At 62.7% G+C, this 20,379-nt stretch carries 12 protein-coding genes, 1 pseudogene and 4 CRISPR repeat arrays; of the genes and pseudogenes, 5 read left to right on the top strand and 8 right to left on the bottom strand.

Annotated features, from left to right (window positions below; translation table 11 throughout):
- Window positions 1-55: 55 nt before the first annotated feature.
- Window positions 56-381: direct repeats of the CRISPR family, unit length 37 nt; unit sequence GTCTTAATGCACCTTCTGGTGCTGGGTGCTTTCTGAC.
- A gap of 260 nt (window positions 382-641) precedes the next feature.
- From HMPREF0975_RS15715 to HMPREF0975_RS15710, 5 genes are all read right to left on the bottom strand, one after another.
- Window positions 642-779, bottom strand: coding sequence for a hypothetical protein (locus HMPREF0975_RS15715; RefSeq protein WP_009234288.1), 138 nt, complete (start codon window positions 777-779; stop codon window positions 642-644).
- Between the two features lie 38 nt (window positions 780-817).
- Window positions 818-1,387, bottom strand: a complete 570-nt coding sequence (locus HMPREF0975_RS11180) for a DUF6036 family nucleotidyltransferase (protein ID WP_009234287.1) — start codon at window positions 1,385-1,387, stop codon at window positions 818-820.
- Window positions 1,377-1,970, bottom strand: a complete 594-nt coding sequence (locus tag HMPREF0975_RS11175; protein WP_009234286.1) for a helix-turn-helix domain-containing protein — start codon at window positions 1,968-1,970, stop codon at window positions 1,377-1,379. The genes HMPREF0975_RS11180 and HMPREF0975_RS11175 overlap by 11 nt, the downstream gene beginning before the upstream one ends.
- Window positions 1,971-2,467: 497 nt before the next feature.
- A CRISPR array of direct repeats spans window positions 2,468-2,794; the repeat unit is 37 nt; unit sequence GTCTTAATGCACCTTCTGGTGCTGGGTGCTTTCTGAC.
- Between the two features lie 260 nt (window positions 2,795-3,054).
- Window positions 3,055-4,632, bottom strand: a complete 1,578-nt coding sequence (locus HMPREF0975_RS11170; protein ID WP_009234285.1) for a hypothetical protein — start codon at window positions 4,630-4,632, stop codon at window positions 3,055-3,057.
- Between the two features lie 11 nt (window positions 4,633-4,643).
- A complete protein-coding gene (locus HMPREF0975_RS15710; RefSeq protein WP_009234284.1) occupies window positions 4,644-7,007 on the bottom strand; it encodes a hypothetical protein in 2,364 nt (787 codons plus the stop codon).
- Between the two features lie 269 nt (window positions 7,008-7,276).
- Here HMPREF0975_RS15710 and HMPREF0975_RS11165 point away from each other — a divergent pair, with 269 nt between their 5' ends.
- Genes HMPREF0975_RS11165 through HMPREF0975_RS11145 form a run of 5 tightly spaced genes read left to right on the top strand, consistent with a single transcriptional unit; the run spans window position 7,277 to window position 15,667 of the window.
- The gene (locus HMPREF0975_RS11165) at window positions 7,277-9,241 is read left to right on the top strand and encodes a Cas10/Cmr2 second palm domain-containing protein (protein ID WP_009234283.1); all 1,965 of its coding nucleotides are present in this window, start codon (window positions 7,277-7,279) and stop codon (window positions 9,239-9,241) included.
- Complete coding sequence (locus HMPREF0975_RS11160) at window positions 9,238-11,163, top strand: RAMP superfamily CRISPR-associated protein (protein ID WP_009234282.1); 1,926 nt, start codon at window positions 9,238-9,240, stop codon at window positions 11,161-11,163. Before HMPREF0975_RS11165 ends, HMPREF0975_RS11160 begins: the two co-directional genes overlap by 4 nt.
- Window positions 11,160-12,905 carry an RAMP superfamily CRISPR-associated protein gene (locus tag HMPREF0975_RS11155; protein ID WP_009234281.1) on the top strand — a complete coding sequence of 582 codons (1,746 nt, stop codon included), beginning with the start codon at window positions 11,160-11,162 and terminating at the stop codon, window positions 12,903-12,905. Before HMPREF0975_RS11160 ends, HMPREF0975_RS11155 begins: the two co-directional genes overlap by 4 nt.
- Complete coding sequence (locus HMPREF0975_RS11150) at window positions 12,898-13,464, top strand: hypothetical protein (protein ID WP_009234280.1); 567 nt, start codon at window positions 12,898-12,900, stop codon at window positions 13,462-13,464. The genes HMPREF0975_RS11155 and HMPREF0975_RS11150 overlap by 8 nt, the downstream gene beginning before the upstream one ends.
- A gap of 1 nt (window position 13,465) precedes the next feature.
- On the top strand, window positions 13,466-15,667 hold the full coding sequence (locus HMPREF0975_RS11145; protein ID WP_009234279.1) for a hypothetical protein: 2,202 nt from the start codon (window positions 13,466-13,468) through the stop codon (window positions 15,665-15,667).
- Between the two features lie 75 nt (window positions 15,668-15,742).
- On the opposite strand, the gene cas2 is transcribed toward HMPREF0975_RS11145, so the two are convergent.
- The 3 genes and pseudogenes from cas2 to HMPREF0975_RS11130 form a co-directional block, all read right to left on the bottom strand.
- Window positions 15,743-16,030: a CRISPR-associated endonuclease Cas2 gene (gene cas2 / locus HMPREF0975_RS11140; protein WP_009234278.1), complete on the bottom strand. Its 288-nt coding sequence runs from the start codon at window positions 16,028-16,030 to the stop codon at window positions 15,743-15,745.
- Window positions 16,021-16,959, bottom strand: a pseudogene (gene cas1 / locus HMPREF0975_RS11135) (CRISPR-associated endonuclease Cas1); the annotation flags it as partial. The pseudogene cas1 and the gene cas2, both read right to left, overlap by 10 nt.
- 18 nt (window positions 16,960-16,977) lie before the next feature.
- Complete coding sequence (locus HMPREF0975_RS11130; RefSeq protein WP_009234276.1) at window positions 16,978-17,925, bottom strand: reverse transcriptase domain-containing protein; 948 nt, start codon at window positions 17,923-17,925, stop codon at window positions 16,978-16,980.
- A 273-nt stretch (window positions 17,926-18,198) separates the two neighbouring features.
- Window positions 18,199-18,600: a CRISPR direct-repeat array (repeat unit 37 nt).
- A 373-nt stretch (window positions 18,601-18,973) separates the two neighbouring features.
- Window positions 18,974-19,525: a CRISPR direct-repeat array (repeat unit 37 nt; unit sequence GTCTTAATGCACCTTCTGGTGCTGGGTGCTTTCTGAC).
- Between the last annotated feature and the right edge of the window lie 854 nt (window positions 19,526-20,379).

Raw genomic sequence — 20,379 nt, 5'->3', positions numbered from 1 at the left:
GTGCGAGGTGCTTTCTGACAAACTTCAGCTGCAACTACATCGGCCCGCTCTATCAGTCTTAATGCACCTTCTGGTGCGAGGTGCTTTCTGACGAGAGGACCTCGTGGAGTCTCGTGACGACCAGTCTTAATGCACCTTCTGGTGCTGGGTGCTTTCTGACGCGTAACGAAAGGAAACGAACATGATGCGAATGAGGTCTTAATGCACCTTCTGGTGCTGGGTGCTTTCTGACTGGATCTGTGGTGACTTCCAGAACAGCGATTCGTTCATGTCTTAATGCACCTTCTGGTGCTGGGTGCTTTCTGACCACTCTTTGAGTATGTTGAAGATGACGTGCGTGAGGCGTCTTAATGCACCTTCTGGTGCTGGGTGCTTTCTGACCCCTGCCTCTGGGAGCGGCGTCGTTGCGCCACTTCCGGGGGCTGGAGCGCCACCGGCTCCGCAAGCACCCCGCGGGACCGGCCAGCACCGCCCCTATTTAACCACTTTTCGGCGTCCTGACGCCAAGCGCCACCGACGCCCCCTTGGGCACCTCCGGCCACCAGCTTCCAACGACGTCAAGCCAAAAGGTCGACGTTCCCGCCCGTGACTGCGGACACAACCTGCTGTGGTGGATGCGGATTCGGGCCCTGGACTCGGTGTCAAGGGCGTTTCCGCCGCTGAGCCGCCCGGCCGTCCAGCAGGTAGGTCAGGAAGGCGTCGAGTTGCCTGTTGGTGTCGGTCATCATGGTCCATTGCTCGGAGACGATGAACCCGGCCGCCTCCGAGTCACGGTCCACCTCATCTGCTGCACACGGCTGACCTGGACCTTGATGTTTTACTGGTCTTTCCAGTGATGAAGAAAGGACTGTGCTCGTGCCTTGGCTTCGCCGTGCCGATCGTCGAGGAGTTCGAGAAGGTTCATGACGTCGTAAGGGTTGACGATTGCGGCATCCAGCAATGCGCCGACGAATTCTCTGTCCTTGTCGCGGTTGGCGCACAATTTTGCGACGCACAGATCTTCTGGTGACAGGCAATAGCCTGTGTTACTTAGTGTGCTTCCGGCAAGAGAAGTTGCAGGTCCTGAAACAGCTATGAGGCGGTCTCTCCATCCGGAAGAGAGGATCGCGGTGGAATCGTCGACGCCGTCGATTGCGAAGCCGTGAAGTTGCTCGAAGGGAGAAAGCTCGCCAGCGACTCCCTCAATGAGATCCGCCAGTTCTTTGACGGTTTCAGGGTTGTCGTCGATGGGAAGAATGTCGATCTCGCGAGATAGTGTGGCGCGTTTGGGCAGTTCGTCCTCGGAGAAGGAGGCGAGGATGGACTGTGAGCCGAGGATGGTCACCTCGCTTCTGTTGATGATTGTGCAGGCTGTACGAATGGCGTGGTAGAGCTGCTCACGCCGCATAGTGCTTCCTCTCCCAGTAGATGACGGCCTGGCGTTGGGGTGCGCTGAGAAATCCCGCCATGGGAGAGACGTCTCGGAGCAGACAGGCGTCCTCGTCTTCGGCGCACATGCGTTCACGCATCGTTTCGATGTCGCCTGATTCGATCCATGACTTCCAGCGTTCGAGAGTCGACCGGTGCAGCGTCCCTTGAACCGAGTGCTCATTGCGTGCGATTCCGGTGACAACCTGTGGGTGCCAGGATGATGTCTCCGACCAGTTGGTGGAGGCATCGACCAGTCGGTGGAGCATGAGGCTGCGGCGTCGTGAGCGGCTGGAGGCCGCAGCGCTGTCCGGAGTGATGCTGGTGATGCCGGGGTCGAGGTTGGGGAGAGGTGTTGTGTTGTCGGGGATGTGTGGGGCCACGATCCCGAGATCCTCCAAGCCCAGGGCGCCGAGGTAGCGGGCGCGCGTGCGCAACGTAATGTCGCCTCGCGCTTCTCGTGTCTCGGTCTGAGATACGGAGGCGACAGAAACCCCTAGGCGTTGTGCGAGCTCACTCTGCGCAACGCCCAGGCTGCGTCGGGCCTCCTGAATCGTAGTCACGTACTTAAGTTATAAGTTAAAGGCTGGCGTTGGCAACCGTTCTTTCGGTGGCGTCATCGTCCTGCCTCTGCGTCGCCGCTGAAGCAGGGTTGGTGTGGGACATGGATGTTGGTCCGCCGACGCGTTGACTGCGTCCCGTGAGCGGGCGACGAGCAGGCGGCTGGGCTCCTTGGCACGGCCCGCCTGGCTTTGCGTCTGCTGGCCGGTCCCTGCGGTAGAGGCGTTTCGGTTGCGTGATGCTTGCTGGAATCCTGCGAGTTCACCTGGCACGAATCCACCTGGGGTGGAGGCCTTGGTTGTCGTCGAGGAGGGCGGCGCCCGTGGTGGCGGGGTGGTTCGGGTCGGCTCGGAGGGCCTGTTCAAGGGGCTGGCGGTCGGACTGACCGTTTTCCGGCGCTGTTGGCAGCCACCGCACGGCAATTCCCGTGAACAGGCCTTCCGGTGCCGGGTGCCTTCTGACGCGGAAACGCCGAGACATTCAAGTTGGTCGGCATGGTGTCTTAATGCACCTTCTGGTGCTGGGTGCTTTCTGACAACCTTTTTGACGCGGTGGTATATCACCAAGTCAAGTCTTAATGCACCTTCTGGTGCTAGGTGCTTTCTGACAATCTAGAACGCCAGATCACGGCATTCCTAGCATTGTCTTAATGCACCTTCTGGTGCTGGGTGCTTTCTGACGGGATGTACTAACGTCCCCGGGTCAGGAGTTTGCTGTCTTAATGCACCTTCTGGTGCTGGGTGCTTTCTGACAAACGCCGAGCCGGAGGCGACCAATGAGCAGTGTCCAGTCTTAATGCACCTTCTGGTGCTGGGTGCTTTCTGACCCCTGTCTCTGGGAGGGGCGTCGTTGCGCCACTTCCGGGGGATGGAGCGCCACCGGCTCCGTAAGCACCCTGCGGGGCCGGCCGGCACCGCCCCTATTTAACCACTTTTCGGCGTCCTGACGCCAAGCGCCACCGACGGCCCTTCGGGCGCCTTCAGTTACCAACTTCCGACGACGTCAAGCCAAAAGATCGACGTTCCGGCCTGTGACTGCAGGCACAACCCGCTGTGGTGGAGGTGGAACCGGGCCCTGGACTCGGTGTCAGGAATGTTTCCCCCGCCGAGCCGCCCGGCTGCCCAGCTTGTCGACGAGCAACCAGATCCCACCGCCGATGAGGACCGACCCGATAAGACCGAAGCCAAGAATCCATCCCCATCCTGCGTCCCAGCCGCCGATGTGCTGGTGCCGGACCGCAATGCCCTTAGCGGCCTCCCAATTGGACCAGATCTCCAGGAACACGCTCAGGGGCAGGCCGATGAAGGTCAGAACCGCCAGGGCGATCTCCATGATCCGCGTGGAGCGGGCGCGCTCCTCCTCGGCTTTCTGGTCGTCGCGACCGATGCGCATCAGCACGTTCTCCCGGAGCCTGTGCGCCTGATCCCTGGCCTCCTCAACCAGCAGGGGAATCCGGTAGGTGTCCAGTAGGTAGGTCAGGAAGCCGTCGAGCTGCCTGTCGGCATCTGTCATCATGGTCCACTGCTCGGAGACGACGAACCCGACCGCCTCCGAGTCGAGCTCGATCACACGATCCACCTCGTCCGCAGCACGCGGCTGTACATCGGCCAGACGAGCCATGAGAGAGGACGCTCGGTATCGCTGAAGCAGCATGAGCAGAATCGCCTCGATAAAACGTCCCTCAATCTGGGCTAGAGGGAAGAACCCTCCCTGCTGAACCTGGCAGAAGGAGCACCCATGGGATCCTGCGTAGGCCGTCCAAGTCTGTGAGAGCCGGTGGAGCTGCTGAGCGCGCTGCTCGAAGAGCCCATCCTGGAAGGTCTCGTCAGTGTGCCGAGGAAGGTGCCCCCACCGCCACGAACTGATGATGATGCGTTCCCTCGTCATGCCCGATTCGGGATCGGTGACGGACTGCCTGAGCCCCCGGTATTGCTCGCCCGCAGTCCTTTCCTGCTCGGTACGCACGTCAGAGTCGTCCAGCTCGAAGCCCTCTCCTTGCTCCGAGGCGACGACGTCGTACGGCACGTAGGTGATGGTGTAGGGGTCGATATCCTCGTGACCGTTCACATCAGTGGCGCCGAAGCCGCGGCCGACGTCGTCCGGGCCCTGTCCGGACAGGAGGGAGAGGACTCGACTCACCTCATAGACGAGTTCCTTTCTCCCCCTTGGCTCCTGCGTGAGGTTGCGGACCCAGGAGAACGCCTGAGGGCTCGACGGGTCGCGCAGAACCAGGTGCATGGCGATAAGCACCTTCGTTGCCGTCTTTGGGGCGGGACGATTGCCGGAGGAGCCGGAGGGGATACTCACGGTCTCGATTCTGAGAACGTCCCACGCAAAGGCCGCGAGAGGAACGGCGCCGTGGCTGGTCCGGTTCTTCTCGCTGATGAATACGGGTGAGAGGTCCTCGTAGACATAGTGGCCGCGGTGCTCAGCGGAGAGCATACGTTTCCTCACCGGCTCGCGCAGCCGGCGAGATGCTCCGTCGAAAACGGTCCGGCCCACTCCTCCGGTGATCGGTACCGGGCCTGGGGCGAAGAGGCGTCGCCACTGCTCCCACTGTCCGGGCAACTCCCACGGTACGAGGACGATGACACGCAGTGCGTTGTCATCCTCGGCATCGATCTCCATGAGTTCCGTCGGCGTGCGCTTATCGATCTGATTCATTGATGTGGTCTCTATTCTGTCCAGATAATGAGGCTCATGAATCGCGTGTACCAGTCCGATTCAGTTGAAACACCTAAAGCTACGGCTGCATCCTCAAGGGAGTCGATGGTGCACTGAAGGACGTCCTGGTAAGAATGCAGTTGAGGTGTCGTAATTGCAAAGTCGTTCAGTGTATCCTGGGTTGCTACAGAAGTTGGGTTATTTCCGTGCGTAACCACTAGTCGGTTACGAATTTCGGCTAATATTCGCAGATAATCGCCTCTAGGTAAGTCTTTGAGTTTGCGAGATCTCGGGGACGTGTCCTCAGGCTTCAATCGACTAATTAGTTTAAAATTTGAGCCTTCATGAAAGAGTGTCGTCCCTGCTGGTCTGGGGTTGAACTTAACTGCTTCAGCTGCAATCACAACAAGCCTGGGGTCGATATTTCCGTCTCCGATTTGATCGATGATGAAATTTATTGCACGCAGAATCGATATCAAAGTGCCAGCATGGTAGTCCGCACAGTTCTCCGGTAATGGTTCTTTGACTGCGGTTTGATACTCCTCCTTCAAACGATCGCATTCTTCAGCTCGTTTGATAAGTTCCTGGTCGCCTGCTCGTAATACCCGGGCCGCGCTTATTAGGTTGAAGTTGCGCAGACTGGCTGATGCCGCGTCTCGCAGAGCGCCTTTCGCGTCGCTATGGAGGGCGATTCGGTGAAACTGGGTTTGAGTCTGACCGTCGTCGATATCAAAGTAGGTGGTGATAAACAACGGACTAGCATGTTCTGCGCACCATTGTTGCGCGGCTTTCAGTGCTCCGTATATAGCCGGCTTCTGTCCGGTCCCAACGATTACCACTGCGGCTGGGGACGTAACGTTGAGCGCCTTCTTGACTATATTTTCTGCGCTATCTAGGACTTCTGGTGTGCAGGAGTATTCGTCAGAACTAGACCCTTCGTACTTGAATTCGAAAGTTGATGGCGTGCTCTCACTCCAACCGAGAGCCCTATTTGTTGACTTTGCCGCTTCGTTGCTGTTGATTGCTAGTTGCTTGGATTTTTCTGCTTTGGAGTGTAAGGCGACGAAGGTTGCCCTTGGTTCGGGGGAGTTCTTTAGTCGTCCTGGAATGGCTGCCAGTATGTCTTTCTTGGGCGGGATTTTGAGAACTCGTTCGGGGATATAGTCACCTCGAGATGAGAATCCGCATCCAAATATATATAATATAGAGCAATCTTTTGGCCTGGAAAGCCAGTCTGGGAACTCTCCAGGCAGTTCTGCGATCGCATTCACCGCAATGAAATCACTGAAGTCTAGAGTTTCCCCGCCATGTACTGTTTTCTTTCCAATCTCATTGAGATTTCCTTGGAGGGACAACCAATCTGCTGACTTTGGGCACTTTTCTCTAAGGTTGTCCTTTAACTGTTTTGCGGCATTGATGGCTTCCCCTAAAGTGGGGGCTTTCTTTTTGTCTCCCTTTGCGAATAAATTATGATGTAAGTTATACTTCAGAGTGTCTTGCTCTTGATGGAGAAGGGTTTCGTAGTGTTTCTCGACCCATGCTCGGAGAGCCAATCCTGCCCCGATGTCGGCGCGCGCCATATCTAGGCGAACGATTTGAGCTAGCTCGTCCTCCGTGAGTATTTGTGGGCTGTCGCGAAATTTGTTGGCTATGTTTATGAGAGACTTGTGTTGTGCTGTAATTGTGAGATCGATTTTGTTGTGTTCCGTTTTCCAATCTTTGGCTTCGATAAGATAGCCGAGCGATCTGAGCCAATAAAAGGGTGCCTCTTCGATTTTTTCCTTATTAACGAATATAGCCTTGTTCTCGGTCATTCCCGGAGATGCCGACAACCTCCAGTTGAAACCTAACCGATCAACTGTTCCCATGATTGATAGTACAGTCATTGTTGCTGCTGATATTCCATTAACTATGACGTCTTCAGTCGAAGGTATATTTCGTAAAGTCTCGTCCAGACTGCTGGTTCGGGTTTCTTCTTGTAAACCGCCGTCGCCTATAACTTGGACGTCGAATCTGAGTCCATATTTTTCTTCTATGTTTTTCTTGACTTCCGGGAGATTCATCGCCTTTTCCAGGAGGTGGGCGATGGTGTTGGTCTCGGTTCCTGATACTCCTTGATTGGTGCCGTAGAGCAGGATGTGGACGTCTTGGAGTGGGCGCTCAAGGGAGGCGAGTGTTAGTGCCAGCGGTGTAGGGGCGGTGCGCGTTTGATCTTTCGTCAACACTGAAACTAAGTCGAGAGTGTTGCGGCATCTGATTTTCTGAAGTATCTCTGTTTCGGCGTTCTTCTGGGCTGTCAGCCTTTCGGGGCGGGGTATATGGGTGATGTTGATCCCTAAGTCACCATTGCCAACTGGGTGAATGATAGTCGTCATTGCCTTGTTCTTTCCGTTTGCAGACGCCTGGTAAGGTGATGGGTGCCCCGTAAGAGTGTCACATTTGATGCGATCGTGCAGAACTTCTGCAAAGTTGACGATTCACCTATTGTCGTCGCTGGTGTTCAAAAGAGTGGAACGTTAAACCTGCATAACGATCTTTGTCAAGAGCGTCTTTTTCTCTGGTCAAACACTCGCCACGCCAACCGGCTGTCTGGTAAGACTGTTCCGGGTCGCACAGCCGCGCCACCGTCCGAACGGAGTTGACGATGCACCTTGTCATGCTTGAAACCAACGGGAACCAGCGCTTCATCTTCTCCTCACCGCGGTTGCGGGACAGCGTCGGTGCCTCCTCTCTGCTGACCAAGCTCGAACAATGGATTGCGCATGAGCTCCTCGCTACTGGTGCGGCGGCAGCCTGGTGCACGGCGCGTGGACTGCCCGACGACTGGGAACCGCACGAGTCCCAGTGGGTCTCCAAGTCCTCCGGCAAGGTCATCTTCCTTGTGGACACAGCCCAACAGGCCAAGGACGTCATCGGCGCGGTGACGCGCAAGGTTCTCGCCGAGGCGCCGGGCATGGACGTCTCCGGCGTCTTCATCTCCCTGCCCACTCCTTCCGATCCGCAGGCCGGTCCCGTCGACGTCACCGAGAGCGCGCTCAAGGAGGTCCACGCGGAAGCTGCCCGGTACGCCCTCCAACGCTCGCCCGCCGAGGCGCGCTTCTCCCAGCTTCCCTTCCTCAGCCGGGCCAAGGACTCATCCCTGCCCGCCTCCCCGCCGCTGGCCACCCGGGACGAGGCCAAGGACGATCGCCAGGACGCGTTGTCGCTGACCTCGCGCGTCCGGCGCTACCGGGCGTACCAGGCACGGCTCGATCTTCTGAAGACGGGGGTCAATCGCAGTCCGGACCTCTCAGACAAGCAGGCGCTCCTCATCCGTGATCCGACGATGCTGGCCAAGAAGCTCCATCAGGTTTTCGTTGAGGGCATCGAGCCGGTGGGCGATGAGGGCAGGCCGTCACCCGAGGAGAGTATCGCGCGAGGGGCGAAGGAGTTTGGCCCGCTTGAGCGCGCCATCCAGACCAATCCGGATGCCAGCAGCACCGCCAGCCCGGACACCGACTCCGGCGACTACACTTTCCTGTCCAAGGTCGCCGTCATCCATATCGACGGCAACGGCGTCGGCGGCATCATGAAGGATCTCAATGACTCGAAGGACCGTGTCGCGCCGGCCGAGTTCCAGGAAGAGATCAGCTGCGACCGCGACGACCCCGACGCCCTGCGTCGCTTCCTCCTGGCGGTCAACGAGCGCCTGCAAAACGCGGTTGAGCACGCCTTCGCCGCCGCGTGGACGCGAATCGACGAGCTGTCCTACCGTGACGACAAACGGGCCGGGCGGGAACACGCCGCCATCCCCGTCGTCCCGGTCATCCTCGGTGGCGACGACGTCACCGTCATCACCAGCGGCGACTACGCCCTCCCCTTCGCCGCCGCCTACCTCCGCTACTACGAGGAGACCACCGGCAACGACCCGATCCTGCGCTACCTCACCCCGCCCGAGGGCCAGGACACCGGCCCCATGACCGCCGCTGCCGGCGTCGCCATCGTCAAACGCAACTTCCCCTTCCACATCGCCTACGAGCTGGCCGAAAAACTGGTCGATCGCGCCAAGAAAGTCGGCAAGACGACGCAGCCGCCGTGCTCAACACTCGACTACCACGTCCTGTTCGACACCACGGTCCTCGACGCCTCCGAGATCCTGCGGGGATACAAGGACTTCACCACCCGCCCCTTCCGGCTGCTCGACGACGATTCGACGTCGCCCAGATGCAGCTGCGACACGTGCCACCCGGGTGAAGAGCCGTCCGACTCATCGAAGACTGACCGTCCCCACGAGTCCTGGGAGGTGACCCGGAGGCGCGTCGCCCGGTTCAAGGGAGTGTCCCTCGGCAGCACCGACGAGAGCCGAAACGAGACCGACCTTGAACGGTTCCCACGCACCCGGGCGGCGCGCATCCGCGGCCAGCTCTCCTCCGGACGCGCTCAGACGGCCGACGACGAGTGGGCGGTGGCCCGCAAGGAGATCGGCAACTGGATCGACACCGAACTCGGCAGCGTGGGCGCCGTGTTCGACCTCCTGGAGCTCTCCGACCTCCTCCCGCCCTCCTTCTTCGAGCTTTCCCTCCCTGACCTGGGGAAGAACATCAACGCAGCATCGGAGGCCACCGAATGAGCCCCTCATCCCCGACCTCCTTCCCCCTGTCGGTCACCTTCCACTCCGACTGGGGCGTCACCACCGGAACCGGCGTCGCCGGCGGCGTGGACTCCGTCGTCGAGAAGGACGAGCGCGGCATGCCGATCGTGCGCGCGACCGTGCTCGCCGGCGTCGTGCGGGAGCAGTCGCTCCTCGCGGCCCAGGCACTCGACGACGGCGACCCCGGCGGCTCCTGGCGCGCCTTCGCCTCCGCACTGTTCGGCTCCGACCTGGCGCCGCGGCTCGTCGTCTTCTCTGACGCCAGGCTCATCGACCCGCCGGCCGACCCTGCCGACCTCATCCACGAGGTCGTCTCCCTGTCCATCGACGAGAAGACCGGCACGGCGCGCGAGGACTTCCTGAGATTCTTCGAACGCGTCGGCGTCTGCCGGCTGCGCGGCGAGGTCACCCTGTCTGACGTCGACAAGGACGGACGCCCCCTGACTTGGAGCGACGAGCAGCGCGACGCCGCCGAGCTCCTTCTGGCCCTCTCCGGCCTGCTGGTGCGCGCAATCGGCTCCAACCGGGCCGTCGGCGACGGCGTCTGCGACGTCCTCATCCACGCCGACCACGAGCCCGGCGACGCCCGGGCCGTCAAGGACTGGTGCCGCACACAGCTGGGCAGGTGGAAAGGACACGGCGCCCCGCAGCCTCCCGCGGCGGACGCGGCCGCTGCGGCGGCCCCGGTCCTTAAGGCAAGCCCTGCATCCACCGACGCCGGCGCCTTCCACGAGGCGACCCTGACGATCGACCTGCGAACCCCGGTGGTCTCCTACGAGGTCCCCATGTCCAACGAGATCCGCTCCCTGGACTTCCTGCGCGGTACCGTGCTGCTGCCCTGGGTGCACCGGCTCATCACGCGCACCGTCGCCCAGGTCCCCGGCGCATCGGAGGCCCTCGTCCAGGAGGTCCGCGACGCCGTCGTCAACGGGGCGCTTCTCGTTTCCGACGGCGTCGTCTCCTACCAAGGGGAGCGCGGGCTGCCGATGCCCCTGGTGTTCTCCAGCCCCAAGGTCGGCCAAGGGGCCACGAGCCAGGATCCCAAGACGGCTGAGGGCGAGGGCGATGAGAAGATGTGCGTCTGCAACCGGATGCGCGCCGAGGAGCCCGAGAACGAGGTCCACAAGCCGCTGCGCAACGGATACGTCTTCCCGACCGCCGGCGCGAAGGGCGCCCCGGCGCTCATCGGGCGGCAGTCCACGGCGCACGACGCCGCCACCGGGGCGGCCAGGGACGGTCAGCTCTACCTGGTGCGGGCGCTCCCGGCGGGCCTGAGCCTCCAGGCGACGGTGACGGTTTCGACCCGCCTGTACCAGCGGATCGGCAAGCAGCTGGAGGCTCTCGCCGGCATGGGGCACCGGGCTCGCCTCGGGGCGCGTCGCCTTAGCGGCACCTTCGGTGAGACCGAGTGCACCCTCTCGGCCTTCGCACCGAGCACGGCGCCCCAGGTGGTCGACGCCGCGGACACGACGATCTGGTTCACCTCCGACGTACTGGCCCGCTCGGCCCGGCTCGGCCCGGGCGGGAGCCTGACCGACCTGCTCGCCGCCTTCGAGCGTGCCGGTGCCCCCATTGAGCTCGCCGAGGCGGACGGGAAGCGTTTCAACGCCGGGGTCAGGCACCGGCGCGTGGACTCCTGGTCCGCGGCGAGCCACCAGCCCCGGGCCACTCGCATGGCCATCCAGGCCGGCTCGGTCCTCAAGGTGAGAACTGCCGCCCCGGAGAAGCTGGCCGCCCTGGCGGCCGTCGGCATCGGGGAGCTGCGGGCACAGGGCTTCGGGCGCTTCGTCGTCGGGCATCCGCTGCTGGAGAAGGAGACGTTCACACTGAGGCGCCTTCACGGGGAGGACCTCGCACCGATCGCTGATGGTGCTGCGGCAACGAAGGAGGCTCAGCGATGAGCGTGACTCGCTATGAGCTCACCATCCACCTGGTGACGGACTCGCCCCTCCACTCGGGAGGCATCGACGAAGTGGTCAACCGCCGGCGCGACCCCGATAAGAGAACCACCGTCGCCCGGCGATTCGCTCGCGATGGTCGCGGTCGGCCGGTCCTCACCGGCCGCTCCGTCAAGGGCGCCCTGAGAGCGGCCTGCCAGAGGTTCCGCGAGGAGCACGGCGACGCCGTCGGACTGACGGAGCGCGAGCTGCGGCAGCTGTGGGGCGATGACGGATCCCGAGGGGCCGGTTCGGCGGCGCCGTTGCGGGCCTCAGCGATCACCGTGCACACGGTCGAGCTGCCCACCGAGGGCTATGAGGAGGATGAGGAGCACAAGATCGTGCTCCCGACCCGGATGGGCAACGCCATCGACCGGTACTGGGGCTCGGCCGGCGACACCGCGCTGTTCGAGCACGAGTACCTGCCCCGCGGCAAGGAGCTCGCCCTGACCATCACCGCGGAGGCCGGGCTGCCCGACGGCGTCGAGGTACCTCAAGGCGATGTCGCGCCGCCCGGGCCGGAACAGGTCGAAAAGCTCTTCGCGCTCATCATCGGTCTCATCAAGGACGGCAGGGTGGCCTTCGGCGGCCGGCAGAACGCCGGGTGGGGGAGAGTGGCGCTCAGCGACTCGGAGAGGGCCTGGACCCTCACCAAGGCGGAGCCGGGCAGCCGGGCAGGACTGGAGGAGTGGCTCTCCGGCGCCGGCGGCCGCTCGGTCGACGTCGCCCCCGTGGACTGCGGGGGCAGCGGCCGGATGCGGATCGAGATCACCTGGGACAGCCCCACCGGGATCCTCGTGGCCGAGCCCCAGAAAGACGGTCCCGGGGAGGGAGCCGACGCCGGGGCGGCAGACGGAGCGCCTGGAGAAGCGGAGGGCGCGGACTCTGAGGAGACGAAGCCGGCGCGTCCCCTGCGCGCCGGCCCGGAGGAGACCGACCCGATCGTGCTGCCCGGAAGCTCCGTCCGCGGCGCGCTGCGGACCCGGGCGACGCGGATCGCCCGCACCATCCTGCTGGCGAAGAAGGACCCGAGCACGGGGGCCGACTGGTCGGGCGCCGGCGTCCACGAGCAGCTGGCGCAGGATCCGAGCCTGGTACGGGACCTGTTCGGGTCGACGACGCACCGCGGTGCGCTGACGGTCCTCGACACGCTCGCCGCCGAGGACGGCCCGAGCCGCAAGGTCACGCACAACGCCGGCGACCGGTGGACCGGCGGCGTCGCGGACGGGTTGCTCTACAGCGAGGAGGTCTACGACTCCACCTGGAACAGCATCGTCCTGGAGCTCGACCTCGACCGGCTTCTGACCAACGCGCGGGCGGGCCTGGGGGAACCGGGCGGGCAGGAGGCCAGCCAGGGCGAGGACCGCAGCCGCGCCGCCTTCTGCCTCCTGGGGCTGGTGCTCGCTGAGCTGGCCGCCGGGACGCTCCCGCTGGGGAGCCGCGGCACCCGGGGCATGGGGCAGGTCGAGGTCAAGGCCATGGCCGTGACCGGCGGCAAGGGCCTGGGGGTCGAGAACTGGGCACTCAAGGCCTCGCAGGACGGGGCGGGCGAGTCGCTTCCTCGGCTGATTCTGAAGGGGCTCAGAGACGTGAACTCCGGGATCGAGAGGAATCCGAGAGCCGGAGCCGGCTGGGAGGGATGGTCCTCCTACCTGGTGGGCAGCAGCGAGAGGCCGCTTGAGGACAAGGAGGAGCGGGATGCCTGAGAAGACGTGGGAGCCGGAGCCGTTGCGACAGGCCGTTTGGAAGGACCTGCCCGGCGCGGGAGCGGAGCAGCCCGGGGGCGCTGGACTTCAACGGGTTCTTGAACGCGCCGAGGACCTGGGAGGCGAGATGAACGGCGTGGCCTACACGACCAGCGGCGCCTACTCCGTGAGAAGGGCGGGGGCTTCTGGGCTCACCACCCTGATCGAGCGGGACGGCCAGGCCGGTTCCCGGGAGGAGGAGATCGACCTTGACACGGTCTTTGAGCTGCGCCTGTGGCGGGTGATGGGCAAGAAGACCGACGGCGGCAACGTCGCCGGCGAGGACGGCGTCCTGGCCCATGAGCTGCGGTGGCTCAACGGCAGTGGGGCCGCTGAGATCGTGATCGGCGCGTCCCGTGAAGGTCTCCCGGGCGGCAGCGACTGCTGGGTTCGGGACAACAGCTACCTCCAGCACGGGGAGAAAGGCGACGTCATGGACAGCATCGAGGTCTTCACCGTGGAGGAGACATACGGAAACACCGTATTCACCGACGAGCTCATGACCGGAAGGTGGGGCTGACATGACCTCGTTCCAGCCGTTCCACTCCGCCGTCAACCGGATTCCGGTTCTCAGACCAAAAGTCCTTGATCTTGTGGATCGAAAGGCACTGCCCGCCGACCTGTTCGGGGACCAGGAGCCCCCGGCGCACGATCACCTGTTGTTGGAGCGCTGGTCGGGGTCGATCGATCTGGAGCTGACGGTGAGGACTCCTCTCGTCTACGGCGAGCAGAGAGAGAACCCCGGCGGCGGCACCCAGGTCGAGATCCCCACGGATCAGCAGGGGCGCGTGGTGTTCCCGGGGACGATGGTCAAGGGAATGCTGTCGCGTGCCTATGAGGTACTGACCGCGTCCCGATTCAGAGTGTTCGAGGAGCATGCCAAGCCGCTCACCTACAGGGCGGATGTCGCTGACGCATTGCGCCTCGTCCCGGTACGGGTCGTGGAGGTGAAGGACAACGATGGGGGAATCGTCGTTGAGCTGTTGCGCGGCAGCACCGGGGGCGGGGACGTGGAGTACAAGGATCAGTTCGATCATCGCCCGTTCCCCATCATGCTCGCCGCCTCCCTCCAGGACGGAGGAAGAGGGCATGCTCAACATGGGCATGGATTCAACGAGACACAGTTCCGTGCGATGACGAGGCATGAGAACAAGGTGCGTTGCGATCTGGCACTGTGCTTGCATCCACGAGGAGGTCATTACGCCTACTGGCAGGTGGTAGGCCTGTACGACGGCCAGGGGAATCCCGGCTGCGCCTTCAATGTGCGGAACGATATAGACGTCGTGGATAAGCGCAATGATGTGACGGGATACGTCTATCGCACAGCGAGGGACGGAGATCAAGCCTCAGATGTGTTTCCTCGGAAGCACGATGAACGGGTGTTCTTCGATCTCTCTGAGAGCCCTGAAAGGCTCGAAGTGGACCGGAGTGTCGTTGAGGCCTATCGCGGAGTCGTCGACAGCTATGCGCAGCAACGTGAGGAGAACGACCTCCAGCCTGGGATGCATCCGAACCGCTTCACAGGTGTGGACTCCGAGTCCCTCCTCCACGTGGGATCCCTGGCATACGCCGTCCTCTCCGACGATGAGACCGCCGTGGAGGAGCTGGTACCGACCATGGCGGGACGCCGCTCGTATTGCATGAGCCCCCGCAGTCTTGCTGAGGAGCAGCGTGTTGCTCCACTTGGGGCCGCCGCAGAGGCGTCAGCCGCCGACAGGCTCTTCGGGTACGTCGTCCCCGACACGCGTGAAGGCGCTGAAGACGGTGACGTCGCCGCCAGGGGGCGGCTCACCTTCGGGCAGGTGGATACCTCCTCCGTTGTCTTGAGTCGAGAGGAGACACCCATTGCTCCTCTTCTCTCCCCTAAGCCGGCTTCTGCTCGCAGATTCCTGACCGACAGGAATGGTCGGACTCCTCGGAACGCGGGGGAGGTTCTACGGCGCTCAGAGTATTTCAGGTCCGGACAGCATCTTGGCGTGGCGGTGCACCCGATCCATCGCTCGATCCTGGGCTCGGAGGAGTTCCCCGCGTCAGCGACGCGGGCTCCCCGTCAGGAAGGAGTGACCCAAGGGGAGAATCTTCAGATTCAGTCGGTGGTGAAGACATGGATTCGTCCCGGAAGCGTCCTGCGGTGCCGGATGCGGTTTGAGAACCTGTCTCGCAACGAGCTTGCCGCCCTGGTCTGGCTGCTGGAACCTGCGAATCTTGTCCCGGCGTCGGAGCAGAACGCGGAAAAGAGTAAGACCGGCTATCTTCGCGTCGGGCTTGGTAAACCATTGGGTCTCGGTGCCGTTGAGGTGCGCATGGCGAAGAACGGGCTTCGAGCCGTGAATGTGGGCGGTGAGAATGATCTCTCTGAGGCATATCAGAACCTGTCAGGCTGCTTGGGCGTCAGTGAGACGGTGCATCGTCCTGCGGACTTCGCGCTGAAGATCAACCCGGCCGCCTTGCCGTGGGTTCAGGCTCTCCAACGCGCGTCCTTCGGGTACTCGGACGGCAGGCCTGTCCGTCACATGCTGCTCAATGAGAACCAGGAGAACAACAAGGTCGATCGCTACGGAGATCCTAAATGCGGCTTGAGTCCGGTCGACATGTTTGGGGCCGGAGACACGAAGCTTCTTCAGGTTCCTGAGCCCGAGCGTCGCAACGGGGGCCGGCAGCATCGTGGAGGGCGCCAAGGCGGCCATCACGGCAACACTCATCACCACGGCCGGCGGCACTGATCGTCGCGCAAGATACGGTCGTCCTCGCCGGGCGGGGTGCGTTGGTGAGCTGCGCGTACTCGGCGTGCCGCCGGCTCACCACACCCCTCGGTACAGTCCGGCGTCGTCGAGCGCGGGCGCGGTCCCGTGGACCTCGCTACGCGCCAGGCAGGAGTCGCACAGCGGGTAGAGGTGGATGACGTCGTCGACCTGGTTGATGATCTCGGTGACCTGCCGGCGTACCTCGTCGAGCTCAGCGGGCTCCAGCCGCAGCTGGAAAACGGACTCCTGCAGCCGGTAGCCCCATCCCTCCAGCGCGGCTGCCAGGCGGGCCCGCCGCGTATCGGAGGCGATGTCGTAGGCGAGGATGACGATCATCGCCATGACGCACCGGTCCACTCGTAGCCGGGTTCGGTGATGGCTCGCCCGAGGAGTTGGGCACCATGGTGGATGTGGCGGCGCCAGGTACCCGAGAAGCCGGGCATGGCGCCCTTGACCTGCCGCTGGAGCGTCGCCTCGTACCCGTCGACGAGCGTCTTCTTGCCCTTGCTGTTCAGCCATACGCCCTCGCCGTCGGGAGAGGTGGTGGCGTGCTCCGGGCGGAGCCGCTTCGAGCGCAGCAGGGACAGGACGGTGCGGTCCACCAGGAGCGGCCGGAACTCCTCCATGAGGTCCAGGGAGAGGCTGGGACGCTTGTCAGTGGAGGCGTGCAGCACCCCGAGCGAGGGCTCGAGCCCGGCGGCCAGCAGAGCTCCCGTGCACTCGGCCAGCAGGATCGCGTAGGCGTAGGAGAGGGCGGCGTTGGCCAGGTCCTTGGGCGGACGGCGACTGCGCCCGTCGAAGGCGACCTCCGGTGGGACCAGCCCGGACAGGCAGCTGAAGTAGGCCGTTGAGGCGGCGCCCTCCAACCCCATGAGCTCATCGACGTCTGCGGCCTGCTTGGCGTCGTCGGCCAGCTGCCGAATGGTGGTGCAAGGCGTCTCGACGTCGCTTCCCTGGCTACGCCGGCCGGTGCGGTGCAGCACGGAGACCTGGTGTCGCATCTTGGCCCGCACGATGGCTCGCGCCAGTGGGAGGCGGGCATCGTCGTCGGTGGCGAAGGACGCCTGGGTCAGGAGCCGGCGGGTGCTGGCCGTCGAGCGGGGTCCGGCGAGCTGGCCCAGGTAGCCGCCGTGGCGGGAGAGGAAGATGACGTCGATGTCGTTGTACAGCGCCCAGGACCGGGCCCCGGATGACAGCCCGACGGCGCCGGTGAGGACGATCCGGCTGACGGCCCGGCGGGGGATGGAGACCTGCGGCAGGCCGTCGGCGCCGTCGACGACGAGACGGTTCTAACTGACGTGGACGCGGGCGCCGTCGCGGCCGACGTATACCACCTGGTCCGGGTCGGGACGGCCCTTGATGTCGTGGCGCGGGTCGACGGGCGGGAAGCTGCGGGAGAAGTCCGTCCCCAGGTAGCAGAAGCCCTCATCGAAGCTGGTCATGGCGGTTTTCTCCTGGTTGAGTCGGAGTCCTCTGGGCGTCAGGAGGGAGTCGAGGAGCTCGAGGGCCTCCAGCAGGTCGGGTTCATGGGGGCTGCAGATGACGATGTCATCGGCGAAGCGGGCGTAGCCGTAGCCCGCGTCGCCCATGGCCCGGTCGACGTCGGTCAGGGCCAGGTTGGCCAGGAGCGGGGACAGGCAGGACCCCTGGGCGATGCCGCGGTTGCGGGTACGCCGCTCGCCCCTGGCGCGCCGCGGCCGGGCGATGAGCCTGATGAGGTCGATGGTGCGCGGGCAGCTGGCGATGGGGGAGAGGGCGGCCAGGGCGTCCTCGATGTTGAGGTTGGGGAAGTAGTCCTCGATGTCGGTGCGCAGGACGTAGCGGTAGCCGGCGTCCCGCAGCCTGGCGAGGTGGTCGACGGCGTCGTCGGTGCCGATACCCGTCCGGTAGGCGAAGGAGCACGGGGACATGGCGAGGTCGGCCTTGTGGGTGATCGTGTTGACGACCGCGCGCTCGACGACCCGGTCCCGGATGGAGGGGATGTGCAGGGTGCGGACCTCCCCGGAGGTGCCTTTGGGGATGCCGAAGCTCAGAAGCGGATCGGGCTCGTAGGTTCCTGAGCGCAGGGACTTGGAGGGCTCGGTGAGGAAGTCATCGAGATGCTCGGCGAACTCCTTGGTCTTGCGCTGCAGGATGCCGTCGGAGGCGTCCTTGGCGAGGACCATGCGCCAGCCTCCCTCCAGGCCCTCGCGGGAGCTGATGCGCTCGAACAGGGTGCCGGTGCCCGACTCGGACAACGTAAATCCGGCTGCGTGCTGGAGCGGGTGAATGTCCTCCCCGAGGTGCTGGCCCGGTTTCGCGCGATCGGAACGGCGACGACGACGGTGCGGGCGTGATGGGGGTGGTGGTGTCGTTGACGATGGTGGTGGTAATGGCGGGTCTGGACGCATCATTGCGGCCTTTCAAAGGCGGGAACGTGAAGAGGCTCTGAGGACAGGATATCGAAATATGTGGTGGTGAAGTATGGAGGTTGGTGATCTGTGGTGGCCCGGACATATAGCCATGTGCACGTTTTAATGCACCTTCTGGTGCTGGGTGCTTTCTGACATCCCGGCTGTCATCCAGATGATAGAAGAGTCCAACGGGTCTCAATGCACCTTCTGGTGCTGAGTGCTTTCTGACCGGTAGAGAGCTGCGATGGCACGTTCAAGACAAGTCTTAATGCACCTTCTGGTGCTGAGTGCTTTCTGGCGAGAGAAGGCACTTGGTCTACAAGTGCTCTAGAAGTGTCTTAATGCACCTTCTGGTGCTGAGTGCTTTCTGACCTGCGCTGGGCTGTCCATGGCCCCGGGCTGGGTCCCGTCTTAATGCACCTTCTGGTGCTGAGTGCTTTCTGACGGGACGGCATTTGAGCGTCACGAGCTGCCCTGGCTCGGTCTTAATGCACCTTCTGGTGCTGGGTGTTTTCTGACCCCCCCCCTGCCTCTGGGGAGTGGCGTCGTTGCGCCATTTCCAGGGGCTGGAGCGCCATCGGCTCCGCAAGCACCCCGCGGGACCGGCCGGCACGCCCCCTATTTAACCACCTTTTGGCGTCCTGACGACAAGCGCCACCGACGTCCCCTCGGGCGCCTCCAGCCACCAACTTCCGACGACGTCAAGCCAAAAGGTCGACGTTCTCGACTGTGACTATTGACACGTCCTGCCTCCTCTGTCGGTCCGCCAGGGCTTTGGGTCCCTCGGCTGGAGCGTGCAAGGCGACCGACGGGAGACGGACTTGATGCTTCTCGCTGGTGTACGAGGTGCCTTCTGTCGTCAGGATTAAGGGTCATTAGGGTTATGGTGTTGCGTCTTAATGCACCTTGTGGTGCTGGGTGCTTTCTGGCCTTAGCTATCATGAGATAGCTAAGAAAGCTCTCAACCTGGTCTTAATGCACCTTGTGGTGCTGGGTGCTTTCTGACGGACAAGAAGAAGCACCGCAGCCAGGGCCAATAAGGTCTTAATGCACCTTCTGGTGCTGGGTACTTTCTGACCAGGCTCAAATCGGGGACCACGATGGCAAGAGCCCGTCTTAATGCACCTTCTGGTGCTGGGTGCTTTCTGACAGGCAAATGGCGTGAAGCTCTCAAGACCATCTGTAGGGTCTCAATGCACCTCGTGGTGCTAGGTGCTTTCTGACTGGTATCGATTGTCGCGGCAAACCGTATCCAGTATGCGTCTCAATGCACCTCGTGGTGCTAGGTGCTTTCTGACTTCATTCTACATCCCTATTAGGAGATCCCTATGCTTGTCTCAATGCACCTCGTGGTGCTAGGTGCTTTCTGACTGTCATATGCGGCCACCCTGGTCTGGATCCTTTACAGTCTCAATGCACCTCGTGGTGCTAGGTGCTTTCTGACCCCTGCCTCTGGGGGTGGCGTCGTTGCGTCACTTCCGGGGGCTGGAGCGCCACCGGCTTCGCAAGCACCCCGCGGGACCTGCCGGCACTGCCCCTATTTAATCACCTTTTGGTGTCCTGACGCCAAGCGCCACCGACGCCCCCTCGGGCGCCTCCAGTTATCAACTTTCAACGACGTCAAGCCAAAAGGTCGACGTTCCGGTCTGTGACTGCGGACACAACCTACTGTGGTGGAGATGGAGTCGAGCCATGGACTCGGTGTCAAGAGCGCTTCCTCCGCCGAGCTGCCTGGTCGCTCAGCTTGTTAAGGAGATGAGGATGGGCTGTGAGTCCCGTCAATAGGCCTTCTGGTGCTGGGTGCTTTCTGACGGCACGGAGATCGAGCTGCGGCGCTTGAGGTTCTCGTCTTAATTCACCTTGTGGTGTTGGGTGCTTTCTGACCTGGTCTACCTGCTGCGAGATGTCGGGGATGCGCTGTCTTAATGCACCTTGTGGTGTTGGGTGCTTTCTGACGGCGGGAGTACTGCCAGAGGAAGATGACCACCTTCCTGTCTTAATGCACCTTGTGGTGCTGGGTGCTTTCTGACCTGGTGTTCCTTGGTATTGTGGGGGGCGGTCTGTGGGTCTTAATGCACCTTCTGGTGCTGGGTGCTTTCTGACTGGGTGTTAGCGGCTTAACAAGCATCTGCCTAGTATTGTCTTAATGCACCTTCTGGTGCTGGGTGCTTTCTGACGAGAAGGAGGCCGGCAGTATCACTGCCAACATTAAGTCTTAATGCACCTTCTGGTGCTGGGTGCTTTCTGACGAGAAGGAGGCCGGCAGTATCACTGCCAACATTAAGTCTTAATGCACCT

This window comes from Actinomyces sp. oral taxon 849 str. F0330 (assembly GCF_000239715.1).
GTDB classification, from domain to species: Bacteria; Actinomycetota; Actinomycetes; order Actinomycetales; family Actinomycetaceae; genus Actinomyces; species Actinomyces johnsonii.
This window is presented reverse-complemented; position numbering and strand designations above follow the sequence as displayed.

Bases quoted from the DNA above. Each gene is read 5' to 3' on its own strand.
- HMPREF0975_RS11170 (WP_009234285.1), bottom strand. From the start codon at position 4,632: ATGAATCAGATCGATAAGCGCACGCCGACGGAACTCATGGAGATCGAT.
- HMPREF0975_RS15710 (WP_009234284.1), bottom strand. From the start codon at position 7,007: ATGACGACTATCATTCACCCAGTTGGCAATGGTGACTTAGGGATCAAC.
- HMPREF0975_RS11150 (WP_009234280.1), top strand. From the start codon at position 12,898: ATGCCTGAGAAGACGTGGGAGCCGGAGCCGTTGCGACAGGCCGTTTGG.
- cas2 (WP_009234278.1), bottom strand. From the start codon at position 16,030: ATGGCGATGATCGTCATCCTCGCCTACGACATCGCCTCCGATACGCGG.
- HMPREF0975_RS11165 (WP_009234283.1), top strand. From the start codon at position 7,277: ATGCACCTTGTCATGCTTGAAACCAACGGGAACCAGCGCTTCATCTTC.
- HMPREF0975_RS11180 (WP_009234287.1), bottom strand. From the start codon at position 1,387: ATGCGGCGTGAGCAGCTCTACCACGCCATTCGTACAGCCTGCACAATC.
- HMPREF0975_RS11155 (WP_009234281.1), top strand. From the start codon at position 11,160: ATGAGCGTGACTCGCTATGAGCTCACCATCCACCTGGTGACGGACTCG.
- HMPREF0975_RS11160 (WP_009234282.1), top strand. From the start codon at position 9,238: ATGAGCCCCTCATCCCCGACCTCCTTCCCCCTGTCGGTCACCTTCCAC.
- HMPREF0975_RS11145 (WP_009234279.1), top strand. From the start codon at position 13,466: ATGACCTCGTTCCAGCCGTTCCACTCCGCCGTCAACCGGATTCCGGTT.